This is a genomic window from Pontibaca salina (genome assembly GCF_016307205.1).
Taxonomy (GTDB): Bacteria; Pseudomonadota; Alphaproteobacteria; order Rhodobacterales; family Rhodobacteraceae; genus Pontibaca; species Pontibaca salina.
In genome coordinates this window covers 291,706-312,591 of record NZ_JAEIJD010000001.1, presented here as the reverse complement: position 1 = coordinate 312,591, position 20,886 = coordinate 291,706, and the positions used below count along the sequence as shown (strand labels likewise).

Genomic DNA, 20,886 nt, shown 5'->3' with positions numbered 1-20,886 from the left:
CATGAAAACACGATGCAATCCTCATTGAATTCATCATCTTGCAACATCATGAGTTAAGTTTTCTCTGTTTTCAACGGTTTGACATTGTGCCTGTTTTTTGAGCAAATCAGCGAAGTCCGTCAGATACAATGAGAATTTCGATCTCCCCCGAGGTTGTCACCAGACTTACCCACATATTCGGTGGATTTGTTCGGGCTTGATTAACACCAACCAAGATTGCAGCCGCGCGCCGGGAATCATATCTAATGCCCATGACCGACCGATCCGATATCTTCAGCGATCCGGCTGTAACCGGCTATGCATGTATCCAGAGCTATCAGCGGACGCTGGATTCCTCGCCCGGCGTCTACCGGATGCTGGATGCGCAGGCGCGCGTGCTCTATGTCGGCAAAGCGCGCAATCTGCGCGCACGGGTGTCAAGCTATACGCGGCCGACCGGCCATTCGATCCGGATCGACCGGATGATCCGCGAAACCGCGTCGATGATGTTCCTGACAACGCGCACCGAAACCGAGGCGCTGCTGCTTGAACAGAACCTGATCAAGCAGCTGAAACCGAAATACAACGTCCTGCTGCGCGATGATAAAAGCTTCCCCAATATCCTGCTGGCCAAGGATCATCCGTTTCCCCAAATCAAAAGACATCGCGGAGCCAAGAAAGCAAAAGGCAGCTATTTCGGGCCCTTTGCCAGCGCCGGGGCGGTCCATCGCACCCTGAATCAGCTGCAAAAGGCGTTCCTGCTGCGCAATTGCACTGATTCGGTGTTTCAAAACCGCACAAGGCCCTGCCTGCTCTACCAGATCAAACGCTGCTCGGCCCCTTGTGTCGGCTATATCAGCGAAGCCGAATACGCAGATTCCGTGCGCGATGCCGAACGGTTCTTGTCTGGCCGGTCAACCCGTATTCAGGAAGAGCTGGCGATCGAGATGCAGCAGGCCTCGGACGCGATGGAGTTTGAGCGCGCCGCCGGTCTGCGCGACCGCATCCGCGCACTGACCCAGGTCCAAGGCGCACAGGGCATCAATCCGCGTGGTGTGCCCGAGGCGGATGTGGTGGCCTTGCACCTTGAGGGCGGGCAGGCCTGCGTGCAGGTGTTCTTCATCCGCGCCAACCAGAACTGGGGCAATCACGATTACTATCCCCGCGTTGGCGCGGATATGGGCGCGCCCGAAGTGATGGAGGCATTTCTGGGCCAGTTCTATGATAACAAGCAACCACCGCGGCAGTTGCTTTTGTCCGACGCCATCGAAAACGCTGATCTGATGCAGCAGGCACTGTCTGAAAAGGCCGGGCGCAAGGTGGAAATCCTGGTGCCGCAACGCGGTGAAAAGGCCGAACTGGTGGGCGGAGCTTTGCGCAATGCGCGCGAAGCGCTGGCCCGTCGCATGGCGGAAAGCGCGACACAGGCAAAACTGCTGCGCGCTCTGGCCGAAGCTTTCGCGCTCAACGTCCCGCCGCAACGGATCGAGGTCTATGACAACTCCCATATTCAGGGCACGAATGCGGTCGGCGCGATGATTGTCGCCGGGCCGGAGGGGTTGATGAAGAACCAATACCGCAAGTTCAATATCCGTGGTGACGATCTGACCCCCGGCGACGATTTCGGCATGATGAAAGAGGTTCTGAGCCGCCGCTTCAAACGCCTGCTGAAAGACGATCCGACGCGGGAGAGGGGCCTTTGGCCCGACCTGCTGCTGATCGATGGTGGTGCCGGGCAGGTCAGCGCGGTGGCGCAGATCATGGCAGAACACGGCGTCGGCGACATCCCCATGGTCGGTGTGGCCAAAGGCGTGGACCGCGATGCCGGCAAGGAGGAGTTCCACCGCCCCGGCACCCGGCCTTTTGCGCTGCGGCACAACGATCCAGTGCTCTATTTCATCCAGCGTCTGCGCGACGAAGCGCACCGCTTTGCCATCGGCACTCACCGCGCCAAACGCGCCAAGGCGGTTGGTGCCACTCCGCTTGACGAGGTGCCGGGTGTCGGGGCGGCCCGCAAACGCGCGCTGTTGGCACATTTCGGCAGCGCCAAGGCGGTTAGCCGCGCAGACCTGGCCGATCTCAAAGCGGTCGACGGTATCTCGGATCGGCTTGCCGAAACCATCTATGACCATTTTCACACCCGCGGCTGACCGGTGCCGCGCCCCGGTCTCTTTCTGGTCGGGAAATACCCCCGCCGGAGGCTTTGCCCACAGGGCAAATCGGCCATTGCTGCCGCGATACGCCAACATCCGCTTTCAAGTTCCGGGGCCGCATTGTAGGGTTCGACCATGAGTTTGACCCTACCTAATATCCTGACGTTTCTGCGCCTTCTGGCTGCGCCGGGGCTGGCGATAATGTTTCTGTACTTCCACCGTCCCTGGGCCGACTGGCTTGCCCTGATTCTGTTCATCGGTGCGGCGGTGACCGATTGGTTCGATGGCTATCTCGCCCGGGCCTGGAGACAGGAGACCAAGCTGGGTGCGATGCTTGACCCGATCGCGGATAAGGCGATGGTGATCATCGCGCTGATGGTGATTGTCGGCTACTCCTCGATGTCGCCCTGGTTGGTGCTGCCTGCCACCGTAATCCTGTTTCGCGAGGTCTTCGTTTCGGGCTTGCGCGAATTCCTTGGTGATGTGGCCGGCACGCTCCGGGTCACCCAGTTGGCAAAGTGGAAGACCACGGCGCAAATGGTCGCCATCGCGGTGCTGTTTTCACAGGGCATTTTCGAACACGCGCTGGGACTAAGCGCCGAAGGCATGGACCCAGACCTGTTCGAGCGCACGTTGATGGGTACCGGTGCGGATCCGGACGGGCTGCGCTGGAAGCTGGAAGGCATGGAGTGGACAGGACGTATCGGGCTGTGGTTGCTGTGGCTGGCGGCGGGGTTAACATTGCTGACCGGCTGGGATTATCTGCGCAAGGCGCTGCCGCATCTCAAGGAGGAATGAACATGGATGTGCTTTATTTCGCATGGGTGCGCGAACGCATCGGATTGCCGCGCGAAAAGGTTGAGACCGATGCCGGTACGGTTTCCGAACTGGTCGAGGAATTGCGCGCGCGAGAAGAACGCTATGCCGCGGCCTTTGCGGACCTGTCGGCGCTACGGGTCGCGCTGGATCAGGAGCTGGCCGATTTCGACGCGCCGCTCGCCAATGTGCGCGAGGTCGCGTTCTTCCCGCCGATGACGGGAGGGTGAGCGATGCGTGTGCAGGTGCAGGAAGAGAATTTCGACCCAAGCGCCGAGCTTGAGCACTTCGGGCGGGGAAAAGATACCGGCGCGGTGGTCAGTTTTACCGGGATTGTGCGCAACAACTCCGAGGGAACCTTGCGCAGGATGGAGATCGAACATTATCCGGAGATGACCAAAACTGCGCTGCACCAGATCGCGGATCAGGCGCAGACGCGGTGGGCGCTGAACGATGTGCTGGTGATCCACCGCTACGGGCGGCTGACGCCGGGCGCGCGGATCATGATGGTCGCCACCGCCTCGCGCCATCGCGTCGATGCATTTCAGGCGGCGGAATTTCTGATGGATTACCTGAAATCCCGCGCACCGTTCTGGAAAAAGGAAATCACCGATCAAGGCGCCGACTGGGTTGCTGCCCGCGATGAGGATGAAGACGCCCTGAACCGCTGGTAAGGTGGGGGCGCATGGCCGTCGGCCTCAAGCCCTATGTGCGTTCGATTTGAGCGCGCAGTTCTTCGGCCTCGTGACGGGCATCGCGCAGCCCTTCCATCGCAGCGCGCAGTTCGGCTTCCGCCTGGCTTAACTGGTTGGTCAGTTCTGCCTCGCGTTGTTGCATATAGGTGATCGCCTGATCACGGGTTTCTTCGGCTTCGTGCAGCTCCTGACTCATGCGCTCCAGTTCGCCGACATCGCTTGGCCGCACGCGGGTCAAGCGGCCAATCAGCCAGTTCGCAAACCAGCCCAGCGAAAACGCGACAAACAGGATGATCGCGGTGGTGATGATGAACTCGGTTCTGTTCATTGTTCGCTCTCTTTTTCGCTTTTAGCGTCAGATTTATCGCTGGCGTCGGGAGCGCTGGCCTTCTCTTGGCCGTTCGACCCGTCACCGCTCTCATGAGGTGCGGCATCCGCGCTGTTTTCTTCGTCGGAGTCTGCATCAGAGTGGATCAATCGGAACTCGATCCGCCGGTTGGCCTCGCGCCCTTCGGCGGTGCCGTTATCGGCGATTGGCTTGGTGATTCCATAGCCGACCGCCTTATAGGTCGAGGTCAGGACCCGCCGCGCACGCAATTCGGCGAGCACCGCATCAGCGCGCCGCTGACTTAGTTGCTGGTTCATCTCCTCACGACCTTGGCTGTCGGTGTGTCCTTGAATTTCAAGCGGAATTTCACCGCAACGATCCAGGATCTTGACGATTGCCGACATCGTCTGGCGCGAGCTGCCGGTGATCTTGGCCGAGCCCGGTTCAAAGGTGATCTTGCCGCCTTTCTGGATCTTCGCCAGCTGCTGCTGACATTCTTCCGGGGTCGGGGCGGCGTTTTTGGGCTTGGGTGGCGCGCGGTAGGTGATGTCCAGTTCAAAACTTTCAGCTTCGCCGAGCTTGTCCACCACGAGGCCCGAAATCTCTGCATTGGCGTTCTTGCGCTCGGAGATGCCGCGCACGATCAGGGTATCGGGTTTAACCGTGACCGATCCTTCGGCCAATTTCGACAAGGCCTCAAGCCCGGCTAGAACTCTGGCTGGCCAGTCCCTTGGCAGATCATCGACCTGCCGGGTCGCCGTATAAACATTCTGGGAGCCAAAACTCGCACGGGCATAGCTGTCGGCGACCTGGCGCAGGTTGTTGTCGCTCAGCCGCCCACGCAGTTGCGCCTGTCCGGTTGCACTCAGCGTGGCGACGAATTCAGCGGGGCCATTGGGGGTCTCGCTTTCGGGCTTTGTCAACACGGCGTTCAGTGCAAAGACCTCGGGCAGGGCGGCCTCCAGCTCACCGATGACGCGTTCGAACGATTTGGGCTCGGTGGTTTCCGCTGCGACCAGCGAGATATCTGCATCGGCAAAGGTGACGCTACCCTGTCCCAGCTCGGCCAGAGCACCAATTGTCAGTTCCGCGGCCTCGGCCCAGCGCGGTGACGGGACACCCATGCCGACAGTGCAATCCTCGTCGTCTTTTTCCAGTCCTGCGGCCTGTGCGGCTTTCAAGATACGATGTGCCGAGTTTTCGGTTTCGGCCGAGCACGCATCAAACCGCGCACCCTTGTCATCGATCAGAAAGCGCAGGGTAAAGGGCGTGATGACCGGACGCGGGGCGGCGACTTCAAGTGACAGATCAATGCCACGAGGCACCGATCGCGTCAGGTCGGCCTCGATCGACGTTTTTTCATCGGTGCTGTTGGCAATCGCGGTAACCGAGATGCGTCCGGCATCCACAGACACTTTTGAACGGGGCAGGCGTGCCAACGCAGTGATTGCGAAATCCAGCGACTGGTTCCAGCCTTGTGGAGCGGGATAATTGGCGGTTTCCAACAGGTCGGCCACATTTTCCGCTCCGACCATACGGTTTAGACGATGGATCAGAGCTTTGCGGTCCGAGGCAGTCGGGATTAGGCCGATGATTGAAATACCGCTGTCATTGCGCAGAATCTCGGCGGAGAATCGCGGTGGCGTGAGATCCGCGCTAGGGGCGATTTCGATGGAATCGACCAGCCTTGCGGCGTCGACCGCCCTGGCCACTGCGCTGAGTGCGGCAAAGCGGCGCGCTTCGTCCGGGGCGGTGCCGGTCAGGATCACCTGCAGCCCATTGGCCTGAACCTCGGCCCAGCCAAACGACGATTCGTCGAGCGCGCGGCGGACGTCAATCTCGGTGGTTTGCTCGATCGCCGTCAGTGCAAGACGGGCGGTCACCAGACTTAGAAACGCGGCAAGCGCAAAGGTGGCCAGAGTAATGGCGTGGGAGGAGAGTGGTTTCTTCACGATCCGGGCTTCCTTAATGCTGGTGTCTCATACCGGTGACAGGCGTGAGGATCAATCACACCAGCAGCGCAAGCAGCAATGGGATCAGCGGGATCAGGCCGGTATTGCGGTTCGACCGGAACAGCCGCAGCATCCGCTCATTGTCCATGTGGTCAAATCCGCGCAACTGCCATGCCATGTGCCAGCCCATCAATCCCGGCCCCGCCAGAGCAACGACCAGCGCCAACATGGACGCGCCCGGCAGCATCGCTGCGATCACCGCCAGTGCCATAAGTGTGACGGTTCCCGCCAGAAAATACTTCAGCCAACGGGCGGTATCATCCCCGAACAAAAGCGCGGTGGATTTGACCCCGATCAGGGCGTCGTCCTCTTTGTCCTGATGGGCATAGATCGTGTCGTAGAAGATGGTCCAGCAAATGCCCGCCAGATAAAGGATGACCGCAGGCCATCCCAGACTGCCGCTGTGCGCCGTCCAGACCAGCAATGCGCCCCAGTTGAACGCCAGGCCGAGAAAGACCTGCGGCCACCAGGTGAATCGTTTGGCAAAGGGGTAAATGGCCACCGGCAACAGCGCCACAACCCCCAATGTGATGGCAGCGGTGTTGAAGCTCAGCAGGATCATAAGCGCGAACAGCGCCTGCGTGACCATCCAGATCACCGCCTGAGCGACACTGACCTGACCCGAGGGGATCGGACGCGAGCGGGTGCGCGCAACGCTTCCATCGATGTGGCGGTCGGTGATGTCGTTCCAGGTGCAGCCCGCCCCGCGCATCAACCACGCGCCAATGCCGCACCCAAACGCGATCCAGACATCCTCCCACCTTGGCGCTTGATCGTGCAGCATGGCCAGCGTCAAACCCCACCAGCAGGGCAGCAGCAGCAGCCATGTGCCGATGGGCCGGTCGGCGCGGCTGAGCCGCAGATAGGGCCGCGCGATGGCGGGGGCGTATCTATCCACCCAATTTCCGGCGGGCGCATCGGCGACCTGACCCGTTGGCGATGACTCTGGCATCGGAGCGTTGCCTTGCATATGTAACCTGCATGAGTGCGAAGATCAGGCTGTATGTAGAGCACCCCTTGGGGGCGGGGCAATCGGTTCCTTTGACGCGGGATCAGGCACATTACCTGTTTGCGGTGATGCGGCTGGGGCAGGGCGATAAGGTGGCGCTGTTTAACGGAGCAGACGGCGAATGGCTGGCCGAGGTGGCGCAGGCAGGCAAGCGCGCGGGCGTGCTGGATTTGATCCGGCAAAGCGCAGCGCAAGGCACGCCACCTGATCTGTGGCTGTGTTTTGCACCGATCAAGAAAGCGCGCACCGATTTCATCGTGGAAAAAGCCGCCGAACTGGGGGCGGCGCGTATTCTGCCGGTACAGACAGATTTCACCAATTCCGAGCGCATCCGACAGGACCGGCTTCAGGCCCACGCGGTCGAGGCAGCCGAGCAATGCGGCGGCACCTATGTGCCCCCGGTCGATGATCTGCAAAAGCTGGGGCGCCTGCTGGACGGCTGGCCCGAGGAACGGCAACTGATGTTTTGCGACGAGGGGCTGGCCGGTCCCGCCACAGTTCTTGCCGAGGCTACACCGGGACCGTGGGCGATCCTGATCGGTCCCGAAGGCGGGTTTTCCGAGGCCGAGCGCAAGCGCCTGACCGAGCTGCCTTTTGCCCATAGGGTCAGCCTTGGGCCGCGCATTTTGCGCGCCGATACGGCAGCCGTTGCGGCAATAACGCTTTGGCAGCAGGCGCTGGGAGATTGGCGATGAGTCTGATCCGCCCTGCGGCACGCGAAGCGCTCTGGCGTTGGCGCGAGGGGCTGGCGGGCGTTGGCGTGCTGGTGCTGGGGGCCAGTTGGGCGCTTGGCCCGCGGGGCTTGCTGGGCTGGGCGGGCTGGGCTCTGGTCATAATCGGCGCGGTGTTGATCGTCGTCGGCATACAGCGGGCGCGGTTTCGTGCCGGGGGCGGTGGGCCGGGTGTTGTACAGGTGGTCGAGGGCCAAATCACCTATTTCGGTCCGCTTTCGGGCGGGGCCGTTGCCACCCGCGCTCTTGAGCGGCTAACCTTGGACCCGACCGCCAAGCCGGCGCATTGGGTGTTGGATCAGCCCGGTCAGCCAACGCTTTACATCCCGGTAAATGCTGAAGGCTCGGATGCGTTGTTCGATGTGTTTTCCAGCCTGCCGGGGTTGCGCACCGAACGTATGCTGAGCGAATTACGCGGTGGCGCCAAACATCCCGTGGTGATTTGGGAGCGCCACAGCCAGCGCCCGCCCAGCCATCGGCTGCATTGACACCTTGTAGAATTCACCGCAGTTGTGACCAAATATTGTAATCCAGACCTAGCGGAGCGCGCCCCATGTCTATTCCCCAGTCCGGTGGCGGACCGATCGAAAGCATTCACCAATTGTCAGAGTATCTGGCCGAGGGCTGCAAACCCAAAGCCGATTGGCGCATTGGTACCGAGCATGAGAAATTCGGCTATTGCAAGGACACCTTGGAGCCGATCCCCTATGACGGTCCGCGCTCGGTCAAGGCGGTGCTGGAAGGGCTGCGTGATGCCCATGGCTGGGCCCCGGTCGAAGAGGCTGGTAATCTGATCGGGCTGGAAAAAAACGGTGCGAATGTATCGCTGGAGCCGGGCGGGCAATTGGAGCTGTCGGGCGCGCCGCTGGAGTCTATTCACGGCACCTGCGACGAGGTGAACCAGCACCTGCGCGAGGTCAAGGACGTGGCCGATAAGGTCGGCGTCGGATTTATCGGTCTGGGGGCCGCGCCGATCTGGACGCATGAGCAGATGCCAATGATGCCGAAGGGGCGTTACCGGCTGATGACGGATTACATGGACCGTGTCGGCACTATGGGGAAGTCAATGATGTATCGGACCTGTACGGTGCAGGTGAACCTCGATTTCGGGTCCGAGGCCGATATGGTGCAGAAACTGCGCGTTGCCCTGGCATTGCAGCCGGTTGCGACGGCGTTATTTGCCAATTCCCCGTTCTTCGAGGGCAAGACCAACGGCCACAAAAGCTGGCGCAGCCGTATCTGGCGCGATCTCGACCCCGACCGTACCGGGATGCTGCCCTTCGTGTTCGAGGACGGGTTCGGGTTTCAGGCGTGGGTCGATTACGCGCTCGATGTGCCGATGTATTTTGTCTATCGCGATGGGGTCTATATTGACGCGCTGGGCCAATCGTTCCGGGATTTCCTGAACGGTGAACTGCCCGCGCTGCCGGGCGAAATACCGACATTGTCGGACTTTGCCGACCATTTGACGACAATTTTCCCCGAAGCGCGGATCAAGCAATTCATGGAAATGCGCGGTGCCGATGGCGGCCCCTGGCGGCGGCTTTGCGCTTTGCCGGCGTTCTGGGTCGGCTTGATGTATGATCAAAACAGCCTTGACGGTGCATGGGATATTGCCAAGGGCTGGGATGCGGAGACGCGTGAAAACCTGCGCATCGCTGCCAGTCGCGACGGGTTGCAGGCGCGTGTCGGCGACATTCACATGCACGATCTCGCACGCGAGGTTCTGGCTCTCTCCGAGGCTGGGCTACGCGCCCGCGCTTGCGCTGGTTCGGGTGGTCTGGTGCCCGACGAGACACATTTCCTGAACGCGCTTAAAGAAAGTGTTGAGACGGGCAAGACGCCCGCCGACGAATTGCTTAACCGTTACGCTGGAGACTGGAATGGCGATCTGACCCAGATCTACGCCGAATACAGTTATTGATCGCGCAGCCAGAAGCGGGGCTGAGGCCAAGATATAAATAGGGCGATCCTGCGAAGAGGATCGCCCTATTGCTGTTCAAAAATCTAAAGGGAATTCAGTCTGATGGCTGCAACCCTAGCTCAGGGCAGCAGCAAGACCTGAACGTCAGCCACATTGGTGCCAGTCGCACCGGTGATCAGCAGATCGTTGGCCGCGGCGAGTGCCTTATTGCTGTCATTATTGGCCAGTAGAGCAACGACATCGGCGTTGGCCTGGGCCATGCGCTCGAGGGTCGAGTCATCGACAAGTCCGCCAGCGGCATCGGTCGGCCCGTCGCGGCCGTCAGTGCCGCCGCTCAGAAACACCCACCCTTCCGGCAGCTCATCGCCTTGCAATGCCACGCGCAAAGCAAGTTCCTGATTGCGCCCGCCGCGCCCACTGCCCTTGATCTGAACCGTGGTTTCGCCACCGAAAATCAGGGCGGTGGGGCCGTCTGTTTTCAATTCAAGGGCCGAATCGATGATCTGTCTGGCCGCATCGGAAACGTCCCCGATCAGGTGGTCACAGACAATTCTCGCCGTCCAGCCTTCGGGTACGGCCGATTTCATCGCGTCTAGCGATTGGCGGTTGCTGCCGATCAGGTGATTCTTGCCTTCGGGTACTGGATCGCGCTTGTCCTCGGATAGAAGCGCGGTTTTCACCCGCTGTGGCAGGGCATCGAACACACCGATTTGCGTCAGCGACTCAATCGCTTTCTGCCGCGTCCCCAAAGGCGAGACTGTTGGCCCGCTGGCAATCGCACGCAGATCGTCGCCGATCACGTCCGATAGGATCAGTGCAGTAACCGAAGCAGGAGCGGCGTGACGCAGCAAGCCACCGCCCTTGAGCTCGGAGAGTTGCTGGCGAATCATGTTCATTTCCACGATATCCAGCCCGCTCTCCAGCAAGAGACGGTTAACCATTTGCTTGTCGGCCAGCGTCAGCGGCTTGATCGGAGCTGGAACAAGGGCCGATCCGCCCCCCGAGATCAGTGCCAGCACGCGGTCATCGGACCCTGCCGAGGAAAGCAGGTCGATGAGACGCTTTGAGGCATCAAAGCCGGCGTCGTCGGGTACGGGGTGGCCGGCAGTCAGGATGGAGGCGCCGGCCACCTGTTGAGCGTTTTCGTGATGGGTGACCCCAAGGGCAGTCACCGGACCGGGCACATGCAACAGCGCCTCGCGGAGCATGGCAGGTGCGGCCTTACCGATCGCGACCACGATATAATGTCCGCCAGCCGGGAGCTTGGCTGGCGGATGACTGCGCAGATACTCCCGGACCGCCAAAGCGGGGTCGGCAGCATCTACCGCAGCCTTGAAAAGCCGTTGCGCAAGTGCACGCATTTCAGCTTTTTTCGTCATGCGTCAGCAATCTGTTTGGCTTTTTCGACCAGCACTTCGGCCTGACGGATCGAAGCATAGTCGATCAAACGACCGTCGAGCGAAACGGCGCCTTTGCCGGCGGCCTCGGCCTCGGCCATGGCTTTGAGAATGCGCTCTGCACGGTCGATTTCGTCTGCGGAGGGGCTCATCACCTCATTGGCCAGCGCGATCTGGCTCGGGTGGATCGCCCATTTGCCTTCGCAGCCGATGACCGCGGCACGATAGGCGGCAGCACGGTATCCGTCGGGATCCGAGAAGTCGCCGAAGGGGCCATCAATCGGACGCAGACCATTCGCGCGGCAGGCAACAACCATGCGCGAGATGGCGTAATGCCACATGTCGCCCCAATGGGTTTCGCGGTTGCCCGCGCTATCGGCGTCGGTCAGCACGGCGTAATTTTCGTTAACGCCACCGATCACCGTGGTGCGGGCGTGCATGCTGGCAGCATAGTCGGCGACGCCGAAATGCATGCTTTCGTTGCGCTTGGATGCGGCAGCAATTTCATGCACGTTCTGCATGCCCAGTGCGGTTTCGATGATATGTTCGAAGCCGATGCGCTTTTTGTAGCCCATGGCGTCTTCGACCTGGGTCACCAGCATGTCGACGGCATAGACGTCAGCTGCGGTACCAACCTTGGGAATCATGATCAGATCAAGTCGCTCGCCCGCCTGTTCGACAATGTCGACCACGTCACGGTACATGTAATGGGTGTCGAGTCCGTTGATCCGAATCGACATGGATTTCTTGCCCCAGTCGATCTCATTCAGGGCCTTGATAATATTCTTGCGCGCCTGCGCTTTCTCATCCGGGGCGACTGCATCCTCAAGGTCTAGGAAGATCACGTCGACATCAGAATCAGCTGCTTTTTCAAACATTTGCGGCTGGCTGCCCGGTACCGCAAGCTCACTGCGATTCAGTCGTCCGGGGGCTTGTTCAATAGGGTGGAAACTCATGGTGTTTTGCTCCTTTGGCGAACACGTGTCATCGGCCCCTTATGCAATTCGAAAAATTTCTTTCCTGTCAAGAAATATTATTTCATGGCGCATTTCTGCACCGGCACGCCGATCATCAGTCTTTGTCGCCATCTCTGGGTGTCCGTTCGCGGGGCAGGTGGCTGCTATAGTAAAACGCGATGGCCTGCGCGCGATTCCGCACTGACAGTTTTTCGAACAGGTTCGACAGGTGGAACTTGACCGTATTGATCGAAATGTTCAACTCTTTCGCCAACTCGCGATTGGTCAGGCCCTGGGACAGCGTTTCAAGCATGACCCGTTCGCGCCGGGAAAGCGACTGAATCGGATCCCGCTGCAATTCGCGCACGTCGAGAAACGGAAAAACCATCTTGCCCTCTGCCACTGAGGCGCAAGTTTCCAAGAGTCCTTCCACCGGTCCGCTGCGCGGCGCGAAACCCGCTGCGCCGGCGCCCATCGCGCTACGGTGGGCATCGCTTCTTTCGTCGCCATAGACCACCAGGCGTGGCGCTTTTTCATGTTCGCGCAGCACCTCAAGCAGTCGCGCCCCGCCCAGAACAGGCAGATTCCAGTCGATCACACCGACTTGCACCGGGATTCTCATCACGGTGCCGAGGAAACCTTCGGCAGTTGCGGTGGTCGCGACGAGTGAGAATCGCCGGTCCCGCTCGAACACCGCCGACATCGCAGACAGCACGAGCGGATTGCTGTCCGCGAGCATGATCTTTATCGGCGTCCTGCTTTGGTTAAGCATTTTTATACAAACCCTTTTTTGCGATAAACTGCCCATTCGGGCAGGGGTAAAAGCGGTATACTACGGTATTTTTACCGTTATGGGTAGGGGATTTCCTACCCATATAGATACCCAAAAGCAGCATTAAGGTATGTTGCGTATTTGCTCTGTACAGTGTTTCCTGCAGTGAAGGTCGAATTAACTGACAGGAAACAAATACCATGAGCCAGAACATGATCTTTCCGCAGCTCGAGATTCCCCAGACCCTCGCGGCGGGTCCTGGGCCGGGCAATACCGATCCCCGCGTGCTTGATCGCTTTGCCAGTGCCGGCATGGCGGATCACATGCAGCCCGACGTTCTGCGCGGCATGATCGAATGCAAGCAGATGCTGCGCGCCGTCATGGGCACCAGCAACGTTTACACTTTTGGCGTAGCCGGCACCGGCTGGAGCGGTCTGGATGTGATGTTCAGTGCCGTCATGCCCGGTGACAAGGTCGTCGTGTTTTCGAACGGAACGTTTTCGAGCATTGACGGTCTGACTGTCCGCATGAAAGCGGCGACCGCCGAAGAGCTGGCCGCAGACCCGATGAACCCGCAGCCCGCCTCGGTTATCACGATTGATGTGCCGCATGGCGAATCCGTCACCGCCGAAATCGTCGAAAAAGCGCTGGCCGAACACAAGCCGAAATGGGCCGCCATTGCGCATTGGGAAACCGGTTCCGGCCGGATCAACGACATGCGCGGGTTCTCCGACGCGTGTGAACGCCACGATGTGATGGGTTTGGTCGATGCTGTGTCCTCGCTCGGCGTTGAGGATTTCCGCATTGACGACTTCCCCGGTATTCATGGTTGGGCCTCCTGCCCGCAGAAGGGAATCTGCTGTCTGCCGCTGACATATGCGCCGGTGTCGTTCACCGACCGCTATATAGACGAGTTGAAGAAAACCGGAACCCGTACTTTTGTGCACCATCCGATTCTCGAAGCCCGTCACTGGGGCATCATCGACGGCAAGGATGTCGACAAGGGCACCTATCACCGGACCCACAGCGCCTATGCCATTGCTGCTTTCCACGAGGCACTGCGCATCACGTTGCAGCACACCATTTCGCAGCGCGCCGAAGACTACGCGTTCCACGAGTCGGTGCTGCGCGAAGCGGTGACAGCCATGGGTTGCGACGTGACGTCGAACATGACCTCTCTGGTGGTGCTGAATCTGCCCGAGAGCCTGGCCGGACGCGAAGCCGAACTGGTGCAGCATTGCCGTGCCGACGGTTTTGGCATCTGGCCAACATTGTCAGCGCCGGTTCAGGTTCGCATCGGTATCCTCAACCTGCTCAGCCCGGTTGCAATCACTGAAATCGTCACCCGCTTTGGCCAGGCAATGAAAGATCTGGGAGCGGATGTCGACATGGATGCAGTCCAGGCCGTGCTCGACAAACATTATAAAACAACAACAACCGCATAACAGGCACACAACAGGGAGGACTGACCATGGATATCCATGAGTACCAAGCCAAAGAAGTGCTGAGCAAATTCGGTGTGCTAATTCCTCAAGGCGCACTTGCCTATAGCCCCGAACAGGCGGCCTATCGTGCCCGCGAAATGGGCGGGGAGCGCTGGGTCGTCAAAGCTCAGATCCACGCCGGTGGCCGTGGCAAGGCAGGTGGCGTCAAGGTTTGCGACAGCGATGTCGAGATCCAGGAAGCGACCGAAGAAATGTTCGGCAAGAAGCTGGTGACGCATCAAACCGGCCCCGAGGGCAAAGGCATCTATCGTGTCTATGTCGAGGCAGCGGTGCCGATCGATCGCGAAATCTATCTGGGTTTCGTGCTCGACCGGACCAGCCAGCGGGTGATGATCGTCGCCAGCGCCGAAGGCGGAATGGAAATCGAGGAAATCTCGGCAGAACGTCCGGACAGCATCGTGCGTGCCACGGTCGAGCCAGCGGTTGGCCTGCAAGAGTTCCAGTGCCGCGAGATCGCGTTCAAACTGGGCATCGAGGCCAGCATGGTGCAGCAGATGGTGCGCACGCTTCAGGCCTGTTACCGCGCGTTCACCGAGCTTGACGCGACCATGGTTGAAATCAACCCTCTGATCGTAACCGGTGACAACCGCATCATGGCGCTCGACGCCAAGATGACGTTCGACGACAACGCGCTGTTCCGGCATCCGCAGATTTCCGAACTGCGCGATAAATCCCAGGAAGACCCGCGCGAAAGCCGCGCGGCTGACCGGGGTCTGTCCTATGTCGGACTTGACGGCAATATCGGATGCATCGTGAATGGTGCCGGTTTGGCCATGGCGACGATGGACACCATCAAGCTGGCTGGTGGCGAACCCGCGAACTTCCTTGATATTGGTGGCGGCGCGACCCCGGAGCGGGTGGCCAAAGCATTCCGACTGGTGCTTTCGGACAGCAATGTTCAGGCTGTTCTGGTCAACATCTTCGCCGGTATCAACCGTTGCGACTGGGTCGCCGAAGGCGTGGTGCAGGCATTGCGCGAAGTCGAGGTCGATGTGCCTGTTATCGTGCGGCTGGCCGGGACCAACGTCGAGGAAGGTCAGAAAATTCTGGCTGAAAGCGGCCTGCCGCTGATCCGAGCAACAACCCTGATGGAAGCCGCCGAGCGCGCCGTAGAGGCTTGGCAGAGCGACAGCAAGCAACGCACCGATGTGAGGACCGTCTGATGAGCATTTTTCTGGACCGCGACACCAAAGTGATTGTGCAGGGAATTACGGGCAAGATGGCCCGTTTCCACACCAAGGACATGATCGAATACGGCACTAATGTTGTCGGCGGCGTCGTCCCCGGCAAGGGCGGCGAGATCGTCGAGGGTGTGCCTGTGTTCAACACCGTCAAAGAGGCTGTCGCTGAAACTGGCGCCGAAGCGACACTGGTTTTCGTGCCGCCGCCGTCCGCTGCTGACAGCATCATGGAGGCCGCAGATGCCGGTATCCGCTATTGCGTCTGCATCACTGATGGAATTCCCGCGCAGGACATGATCCGGGTCAAGCGCTACATGTACCGCTATCCCAAGGAGCGCCGCATGGTGCTGACCGGCCCAAACTGTGCCGGAACAATCAGCCCCGGAAAAGCGCTGCTCGGGATCATGCCGGGCCACATCTATCTTGAGGGTAATGTTGGTATCATCGGGCGGTCGGGAACGCTGGGCTACGAGGCCGCGGCGCAGCTGAAAGAGCGCGGCATCGGGGTGTCGACGTCGGTTGGTATTGGCGGTGACCCGATCAATGGCTCGTCCTTCCGCGATATCCTGGAAGAGTTCGAGAAAGACCCAGATACCCACGTGATCTGCATGATCGGCGAGATCGGCGGACCGCAGGAAGCTGAAGCTGCAGAATATATCAAGCAGCACATCAGCAAACCGGTTGTGGCCTATGTCGCGGGTCTGACCGCGCCCAAGGGCCGCACCATGGGCCACGCGGGGGCGATCATCTCGGCCTTTGGCGAGAGTGCCAGCGAAAAGGTGGAAATCCTGTCCGCAGCCGGAGTGACGGTGGCCGAGAACCCAGCGGTGATCGGTGAAACCATCGCATCCGTGATGCAGTAACCATAGGTCGAGATGACCAATCTCGCATGGTGTAAGGAGAGTGCTGGGCCGGTTGTCGGCCCGCACGCACGGCCGGGACCTTGGGGGCTGGAAAGGTGACGGACATCACAGAGCTGGAAGCCGTCCAATCGATCTATTCGTGGCTCAGCGAGAGAAACCTGATTCGGCACCGCAGAGATATTGCACCGGAGAGTCGGGCGCAATACAATGTCCCACTACTGGGTAAGCTTGACGATGCGCTGACAAAGTGCGATCGCGGCATCGCTGGATTACCCCTGCGGTGCTACAAATCGCGATATGGCCAACGCCGCCGCCGCAGCGGGAAACTTTGCTGGTGTTTCATGTATTAATCAGGGCTTGCACGGCAGCAGCCAGTTGGGCATGTTGCCCGATCCTGGCATATCAACTTGCGAGGCGGTAAGCCTTCGCGCAACAGACAACCCGTGCGACTTCACTGAAGTGCGCGAACCATAGGAATGGGAAAACTGATGAAAGAGCGCGCGACAGCAACCGATGCCGAACGCTCTGGGCCCGTGAGCGACCCGTATGCGGATCGTCTACGTGCCGAGGTGTTCGGGCTGTGGAAAAATGTCATCACGCGGCGGGTGCCTGCGGTCCTGCCGCTATTGGCAGGGGCTGAAAAAGAGTTGCCTGAAGGTAAGACCCTTATTTCGTACCTGCAGGCACTGAACATCTGGTTTCAGCTGCTTACGATTGTCGAGGAAAACGCAGCAATGCGGGGCCGGCGTCAGGCTGAGACTGATGGGGGGCCGCAGGCAGTGGACGGCAGCTTCGCCAAGGCGCTGTCCGAATGCGGTGACATTTCGGTTGCGGATTTCAAGGCGTCGGCGGATCGACTTTCGGTCGGGCCCACCCTGACTGCACACCCCACCGAGGCAAAGCGTGTTACGGTGCTGGAAATCCATCGCCGGATTTATCGGGCATTGGTGACGCTGGAAACCCAGCACTGGACCCCGCACGAGCGCCGCGAATTGCTGGCAACCATCGAAAGCGAAATCGATCTTCTGATGCTGACCGGCGAGCTGCGCCTTGAGCGGCCGTCGCCCGAGGATGAAATCGAATGGGGTTTGCAGTTTTTCCGCGACAGCCTGTTTGACGCGGTGCCTGAACTGTTCGACGCTTTTCATGTCGCGGCGCATAACCGTTTCGAACTTGAAGACGAGCCCACCCCGTGCCTGCGCTTCCATTCCTGGATCGGAGGAGATCGCGACGGCAATCCCAATGTCTCGATCCAGACAACCAGGACGGCGCTGGAGCGCAATCGCACCGCCATTCTTGAAAAGTATCTGTCTGCGTTGATCATCGCCGGACAGCAGCTCAGTATCAGTGCCTCGATTTCCGGGCTTCAGCCTGATGCGGCACAGGCACTCGCTGACATCATTGCCGCCAGCCCGGCGGAAGGGGACAATTTCCGCGCCAATCCGGGTGAGCAGTTCCGGCAGGCGATCAGCGCCATGAGACGGCGCATGGTTGCGACGCGGGATGGCGCTGAGAAGGGCTATCGGCACGTTTCTGCCTTTATCAGTGATCTGCGTAAAGTCGAGGATGCGCTAGAATCAATCGGGGCCGACAGGCTTGCCACACGGCTGGTGCGCCCGATCCGCTGGCAGGCCGAGGTTTTCGGTTTTCGCACCGTGACGCTGGACGTGCGGCAGAACTCGTCGGTAACGACCCGCGTCTTGGCCGATATCTGGGCCTTGACCGGCGCGGCGAATGAATACGGCACGCCGGAATGGTCCGAGCGATTGCGCACTGAACTGGCCGCGGGCGAACTGCCTGCTCTCGACCGCGATAAACTGGACGCGGAAGGGCAGGAATTGCTGGGCCTGCTCGATCTGATGCGCAAGACGCTGCATGGCAATGATCCGCAGGCAATGGGCCCGTTCATCCTGTCGATGACACGATCCTGCGACGATCTTTTGGGGGTCTTCCTGCTGGCGCGTTATGCCGGGTTCGGCTCGGAGAAGCTGGATCTGCGGGTTGTGCCATTGTTCGAGACCATCGAAGACTTGCGGGCCGCGCCACGGATCCTTGAGGAGCTGCTTACGGTACCATTGGCCCGGCGCAGTCTGGTCGGTGTGGCGCAGACCATTGAAATCATGTTGGGCTATTCCGACAGTAACAAGGATGGCGGGTTTATTTGTTCGACCTGGGAGCTTGAAAAGGCACAGCGCAACATTTCGCGCACGCTTGAGGCACAGGAGCTCAAGCCAGTGTTTTTCCATGGCCGTGGCGGGTCAGTCAGCCGCGGTGGCGCGCCCACAGAACGTGCCATCGCCGCGCAGCCCAAAGGCACCATTCACGGCAAGCTGCGCACGACCGAACAGGGCGAGGTTGTGTCCTCGAAATTTGCCAACCGCGGCACCGCCCGACATGAATTGGAATCACTGGCCTCCTCGGTTCTGGCACGATCGCTGAATCGGCATGTCCCGGATATCGAACCCGATTTCCACGACGCGCTTGAGGCGTTGTCGGGCATGTCGCAAACCGCTTACAGCACCTTGCTGCATAAGCCCGGTTTCATCGATTATTTTCAGCAGGCCAGCCCGGTCGAAGAGCTGGCAATGCTGAAGATGGGGTCGCGCCCTGCACGCCGGTTCGGCGCGCAGAGCCTGGACGATTTGCGGGCCATTCCTTGGGTATTCGCCTGGTCGCAGAACCGTCATCTGATCACCGGATGGTACGGATTTGGCTCGGCCATTGCGTCTTTCCGCCGCTTCCGCCAATCCGATGGCGATGCGCTGTTGCAGCGAATGTTCGCCGAATCCCTGCTGTTCCGCCTGATTGTTGACGAAGTCGAGAAATCATTGTTTCATGCTGACATGGACATCGCCGCGCGCTATGCAACGCTGGTGACCGACACGGCCGTAGGCGAGGAGATTTTCGGACTGATCCGACGTGAGTATGAGGCGGGTTGCGAGGCGCTGCACGCTGTAACTGGCTGTGCGCAGATCGGAGCCAGATTTCCCAACATGAAGGGCCGTTTTGCACGTGTCCGTGGTGAACTGGACCGTGTACATGATATTCAGATCGCCCAACTGCGCCAGATTCGCGCAGCGGGGGACGGGAAAGGGACTGTCCCGCTGATGCAGTCAATGAATTGTGTTGCCGCCGCCTTGGGCTGGACCGGCTAGATCTAAATGTAAGGAGATACCTTAAATGAATGCACCGAATACTAAGCCGAGCTTCTTTACCGCATCATTGGCGGAATCGGACCCGGATATTCACGCGTCGATTACCGGGGAACTGGGTCGCCAGCGCGACGAGATCGAATTGATCGCCAGCGAAAACATCGTGTCAAAAGCGGTGCTTGAGGCGCAAGGCTCGATCATGACCAACAAATATGCCGAAGGTTATCCCGGACGGCGCTATTATGGCGGGTGTCAGTTCGTGGACGTCGCCGAAAACCTGGCAATCGACCGGGCCAAGCAGCTGTTCGGCTGCGGCTTTGTCAACGTGCAGCCCAACTCGGGTAGCCAGGCCAACCAGGGCGTGTTCACCGCGCTGCTGAAGCCCGGCGACACCATCCTTGGCATGAGCCTTGATGCTGGTGGGCACCTGACCCACGGCGCTGCGCCTAACCAGTCGGGCAAGTGGTTTAACGCCGTGCAATATGGCGTGCGCCGCGAAGACAACCTGCTGGACTACGACGAAGTCGAGGCTCAGGCGAAAAAGCACAAGCCCAAGATGATCATCGCCGGTGGCTCGGCGATCCCGCGTCAGATCGATTTCAAGCGCATGCGCGAAATTGCGGATATGGTCGATGCCTATCTGCTGGTCGACATGGCGCATTTCGCCGGTCTGGTCGCTGCGGGCGAGCATCCCAGCCCGTTCCCGCACGCCCATGTGGCCACAACCACCACGCACAAGACCCTGCGCGGTCCGCGCGGTGGCATGATCCTGACCAATGACGAGAATCTGGCCAAGAAATTCAACTCGGCCATCTTCCCGGGCATTCAGGGTGGTCCGCTGATGCACGTGATCGCGGGCAAGGCCGTCGCCTTTGGCGAAGCGCTGCGCCCCGAGTTCAAGAGCTACATCAAGAGCGTGGTCAACAACGCGCAGGCGCTGTCGGATCAGCTGATCAAGGGCGGTCTGGACACGGTGACCAAGGGCACCGATACCCATGTGGTTCTGGTTGATCTGCGCCCCAAAGGCGTCAAGGGCAACGACACCGAAAAGGCACTGGGACGTGCGCACATCACCTGTAACAAGAACGGTGTGCCCTTCGATCCAGAATCGCCCACTGTGACCAGCGGTATCCGTCTTGGCTCGCCCGCCGGCACAACCCGCGGATTTGGCGAGGCCGAGTTCCGCCAGATCGCGGATTGGATCATCGAAGTCGTCGACGGTCTGGCCGCCAATGGCGCAGAAGGTAACGCGGAAGTGGAAAACCGGGTGCGCGGCGAAGTCGAAGCGCTGTGCAAGAAGTTCCCACTGTACCCTGACCTGTAAGACCGGGTGGCCTGACAGGCCGAAGTAGAACATGACGGGCGGACGATCATCGGGATTGTCCGCCCGTTTCTATTTTGAAAGTGGCGCGT

At 60.0% G+C, this 20,886-nt stretch carries 18 protein-coding genes; 12 read left to right on the top strand and 6 right to left on the bottom strand.

All coding sequences use genetic code 11. From position 1 onward, the window contains the following. The first annotated feature begins 251 nt into the window (after positions 1 to 251). The 4 genes from uvrC (at position 252) to JAO82_RS01595 (ending at position 3,622) form a co-directional block, all read left to right on the top strand. Positions 252 to 2,129 (top strand): excinuclease ABC subunit UvrC, encoded by a 1,878-nt coding sequence (gene uvrC, locus JAO82_RS01610; protein ID WP_198684582.1) that lies wholly within the window; start codon positions 252 to 254, stop codon positions 2,127 to 2,129. Positions 2,130 to 2,267: 138 nt separating this feature from the next. Next, on the top strand, positions 2,268 to 2,930 hold the full coding sequence (gene pgsA, locus JAO82_RS01605; protein WP_198684581.1) for a CDP-diacylglycerol--glycerol-3-phosphate 3-phosphatidyltransferase: 663 nt from the start codon (positions 2,268 to 2,270) through the stop codon (positions 2,928 to 2,930). Between the two features lie 2 nt (positions 2,931 to 2,932). Further along, complete coding sequence (gene moaD, locus JAO82_RS01600; RefSeq protein ID WP_198684580.1) at positions 2,933 to 3,178, top strand: molybdopterin converting factor subunit 1; 246 nt, start codon at positions 2,933 to 2,935, stop codon at positions 3,176 to 3,178. A gap of 3 nt (positions 3,179 to 3,181) precedes the next feature. Further along, positions 3,182 to 3,622, top strand: coding sequence for a molybdenum cofactor biosynthesis protein MoaE (locus JAO82_RS01595; RefSeq protein WP_198684579.1), 441 nt, complete (start codon positions 3,182 to 3,184; stop codon positions 3,620 to 3,622). Positions 3,623 to 3,653: 31 nt separating this feature from the next. Here JAO82_RS01595 and JAO82_RS01590 read toward each other — a convergent pair whose 3' ends face one another. The 3 genes from JAO82_RS01590 to ubiA are packed head-to-tail and all read right to left on the bottom strand — an operon-like array spanning position 3,654 to position 6,953. After that, complete coding sequence (locus JAO82_RS01590; RefSeq protein ID WP_198684578.1) at positions 3,654 to 3,971, bottom strand: hypothetical protein; 318 nt, start codon at positions 3,969 to 3,971, stop codon at positions 3,654 to 3,656. After that, a complete protein-coding gene (locus JAO82_RS14220; RefSeq protein WP_332872456.1) occupies positions 3,968 to 5,923 on the bottom strand; it encodes an OmpA family protein in 1,956 nt (651 codons plus the stop codon). Before JAO82_RS14220 ends, JAO82_RS01590 begins: the two co-directional genes overlap by 4 nt. Before the next feature lie 55 nt (positions 5,924 to 5,978). Continuing rightward, positions 5,979 to 6,953, bottom strand: coding sequence for a 4-hydroxybenzoate octaprenyltransferase (gene ubiA / locus JAO82_RS01580; protein WP_198684577.1), 975 nt, complete (start codon positions 6,951 to 6,953; stop codon positions 5,979 to 5,981). A gap of 11 nt (positions 6,954 to 6,964) precedes the next feature. Here ubiA and JAO82_RS01575 point away from each other — a divergent pair, with 11 nt between their 5' ends. The 3 genes from JAO82_RS01575 (at position 6,965) to JAO82_RS01565 (ending at position 9,647) form a co-directional block, all read left to right on the top strand. Further along, a complete protein-coding gene (locus tag JAO82_RS01575) occupies positions 6,965 to 7,687 on the top strand; it encodes a 16S rRNA (uracil(1498)-N(3))-methyltransferase (RefSeq protein ID WP_198684576.1) in 723 nt (240 codons plus the stop codon). Next, the gene (locus tag JAO82_RS01570) at positions 7,684 to 8,211 is read left to right on the top strand and encodes a hypothetical protein (RefSeq protein WP_198684575.1); all 528 of its coding nucleotides are present in this window, start codon (positions 7,684 to 7,686) and stop codon (positions 8,209 to 8,211) included. Before JAO82_RS01575 ends, JAO82_RS01570 begins: the two co-directional genes overlap by 4 nt. Before the next feature lie 65 nt (positions 8,212 to 8,276). After that, entirely contained in the window at positions 8,277 to 9,647 is a 1,371-nt protein-coding gene (locus tag JAO82_RS01565; RefSeq protein WP_198684574.1) for a glutamate--cysteine ligase, read from the top strand. A 119-nt stretch (positions 9,648 to 9,766) separates the two neighbouring features. Here the strand turns inward: JAO82_RS01565 and JAO82_RS01560 are convergent, their stop codons facing one another. The 3 genes from JAO82_RS01560 to JAO82_RS01550 form a co-directional block, all read right to left on the bottom strand. Then, positions 9,767 to 11,026, bottom strand: a complete 1,260-nt coding sequence (locus JAO82_RS01560; RefSeq protein WP_198684573.1) for a glycerate kinase type-2 family protein — start codon at positions 11,024 to 11,026, stop codon at positions 9,767 to 9,769. Beyond that, positions 11,023 to 12,000 carry an HpcH/HpaI aldolase/citrate lyase family protein gene (locus JAO82_RS01555; RefSeq protein WP_198684572.1) on the bottom strand — a complete coding sequence of 326 codons (978 nt, stop codon included), beginning with the start codon at positions 11,998 to 12,000 and terminating at the stop codon, positions 11,023 to 11,025. The genes JAO82_RS01560 and JAO82_RS01555 overlap by 4 nt, the downstream gene beginning before the upstream one ends. A gap of 115 nt (positions 12,001 to 12,115) precedes the next feature. Further along, positions 12,116 to 12,739 (bottom strand): response regulator transcription factor, encoded by a 624-nt coding sequence (locus JAO82_RS01550; protein ID WP_198684571.1) that lies wholly within the window; start codon positions 12,737 to 12,739, stop codon positions 12,116 to 12,118. A 233-nt stretch (positions 12,740 to 12,972) separates the two neighbouring features. Between JAO82_RS01550 and JAO82_RS01545 the strand changes: the two genes are divergently transcribed. From JAO82_RS01545 to glyA, 5 genes are all read left to right on the top strand, one after another. Further along, positions 12,973 to 14,217: an aminotransferase class V-fold PLP-dependent enzyme gene (locus JAO82_RS01545; RefSeq protein WP_198684570.1), complete on the top strand. Its 1,245-nt coding sequence runs from the start codon at positions 12,973 to 12,975 to the stop codon at positions 14,215 to 14,217. Between the two features lie 26 nt (positions 14,218 to 14,243). Beyond that, positions 14,244 to 15,440 carry a malate--CoA ligase subunit beta gene (locus JAO82_RS01540; protein WP_198684569.1) on the top strand — a complete coding sequence of 399 codons (1,197 nt, stop codon included), beginning with the start codon at positions 14,244 to 14,246 and terminating at the stop codon, positions 15,438 to 15,440. Further along, positions 15,440 to 16,321, top strand: a complete 882-nt coding sequence (gene sucD, locus JAO82_RS01535; protein WP_198684568.1) for a succinate--CoA ligase subunit alpha — start codon at positions 15,440 to 15,442, stop codon at positions 16,319 to 16,321. Before JAO82_RS01540 ends, sucD begins: the two co-directional genes overlap by 1 nt. 533 nt (positions 16,322 to 16,854) lie before the next feature. After that, on the top strand, positions 16,855 to 19,476 hold the full coding sequence (locus JAO82_RS01530) for a phosphoenolpyruvate carboxylase (protein WP_332872455.1): 2,622 nt from the start codon (positions 16,855 to 16,857) through the stop codon (positions 19,474 to 19,476). Positions 19,477 to 19,501: 25 nt separating this feature from the next. Then, positions 19,502 to 20,797 (top strand): serine hydroxymethyltransferase, encoded by a 1,296-nt coding sequence (gene glyA / locus JAO82_RS01525; RefSeq protein ID WP_198684566.1) that lies wholly within the window; start codon positions 19,502 to 19,504, stop codon positions 20,795 to 20,797. Positions 20,798 to 20,886: the final 89 nt, after the last annotated feature.

Bases quoted from the DNA above. Each gene is read 5' to 3' on its own strand.
- JAO82_RS01595 (WP_198684579.1), top strand. From the start codon at position 3,182: ATGCGTGTGCAGGTGCAGGAAGAGAATTTCGACCCAAGCGCCGAGCTT.
- JAO82_RS01550 (WP_198684571.1), bottom strand. From the start codon at position 12,739: ATGCTCGCGGACAGCAATCCGCTCGTGCTGTCTGCGATGTCGGCGGTG.
- pgsA (WP_198684581.1), top strand. From the start codon at position 2,268: ATGAGTTTGACCCTACCTAATATCCTGACGTTTCTGCGCCTTCTGGCT.
- JAO82_RS01560 (WP_198684573.1), bottom strand. From the start codon at position 11,026: ATGACGAAAAAAGCTGAAATGCGTGCACTTGCGCAACGGCTTTTCAAG.
- JAO82_RS01540 (WP_198684569.1), top strand. From the start codon at position 14,244: ATGGATATCCATGAGTACCAAGCCAAAGAAGTGCTGAGCAAATTCGGT.
- uvrC (WP_198684582.1), top strand. From the start codon at position 252: ATGACCGACCGATCCGATATCTTCAGCGATCCGGCTGTAACCGGCTAT.
- ubiA (WP_198684577.1), bottom strand. From the start codon at position 6,953: ATGCAAGGCAACGCTCCGATGCCAGAGTCATCGCCAACGGGTCAGGTC.
- JAO82_RS01570 (WP_198684575.1), top strand. From the start codon at position 7,684: ATGAGTCTGATCCGCCCTGCGGCACGCGAAGCGCTCTGGCGTTGGCGC.
- sucD (WP_198684568.1), top strand. From the start codon at position 15,440: ATGAGCATTTTTCTGGACCGCGACACCAAAGTGATTGTGCAGGGAATT.
- JAO82_RS01545 (WP_198684570.1), top strand. From the start codon at position 12,973: ATGAGCCAGAACATGATCTTTCCGCAGCTCGAGATTCCCCAGACCCTC.
- JAO82_RS01575 (WP_198684576.1), top strand. From the start codon at position 6,965: ATGAGTGCGAAGATCAGGCTGTATGTAGAGCACCCCTTGGGGGCGGGG.
- JAO82_RS01590 (WP_198684578.1), bottom strand. From the start codon at position 3,971: ATGAACAGAACCGAGTTCATCATCACCACCGCGATCATCCTGTTTGTC.
- moaD (WP_198684580.1), top strand. From the start codon at position 2,933: ATGGATGTGCTTTATTTCGCATGGGTGCGCGAACGCATCGGATTGCCG.
- JAO82_RS01555 (WP_198684572.1), bottom strand. From the start codon at position 12,000: ATGAGTTTCCACCCTATTGAACAAGCCCCCGGACGACTGAATCGCAGT.
- glyA (WP_198684566.1), top strand. From the start codon at position 19,502: ATGAATGCACCGAATACTAAGCCGAGCTTCTTTACCGCATCATTGGCG.
- JAO82_RS01565 (WP_198684574.1), top strand. From the start codon at position 8,277: ATGTCTATTCCCCAGTCCGGTGGCGGACCGATCGAAAGCATTCACCAA.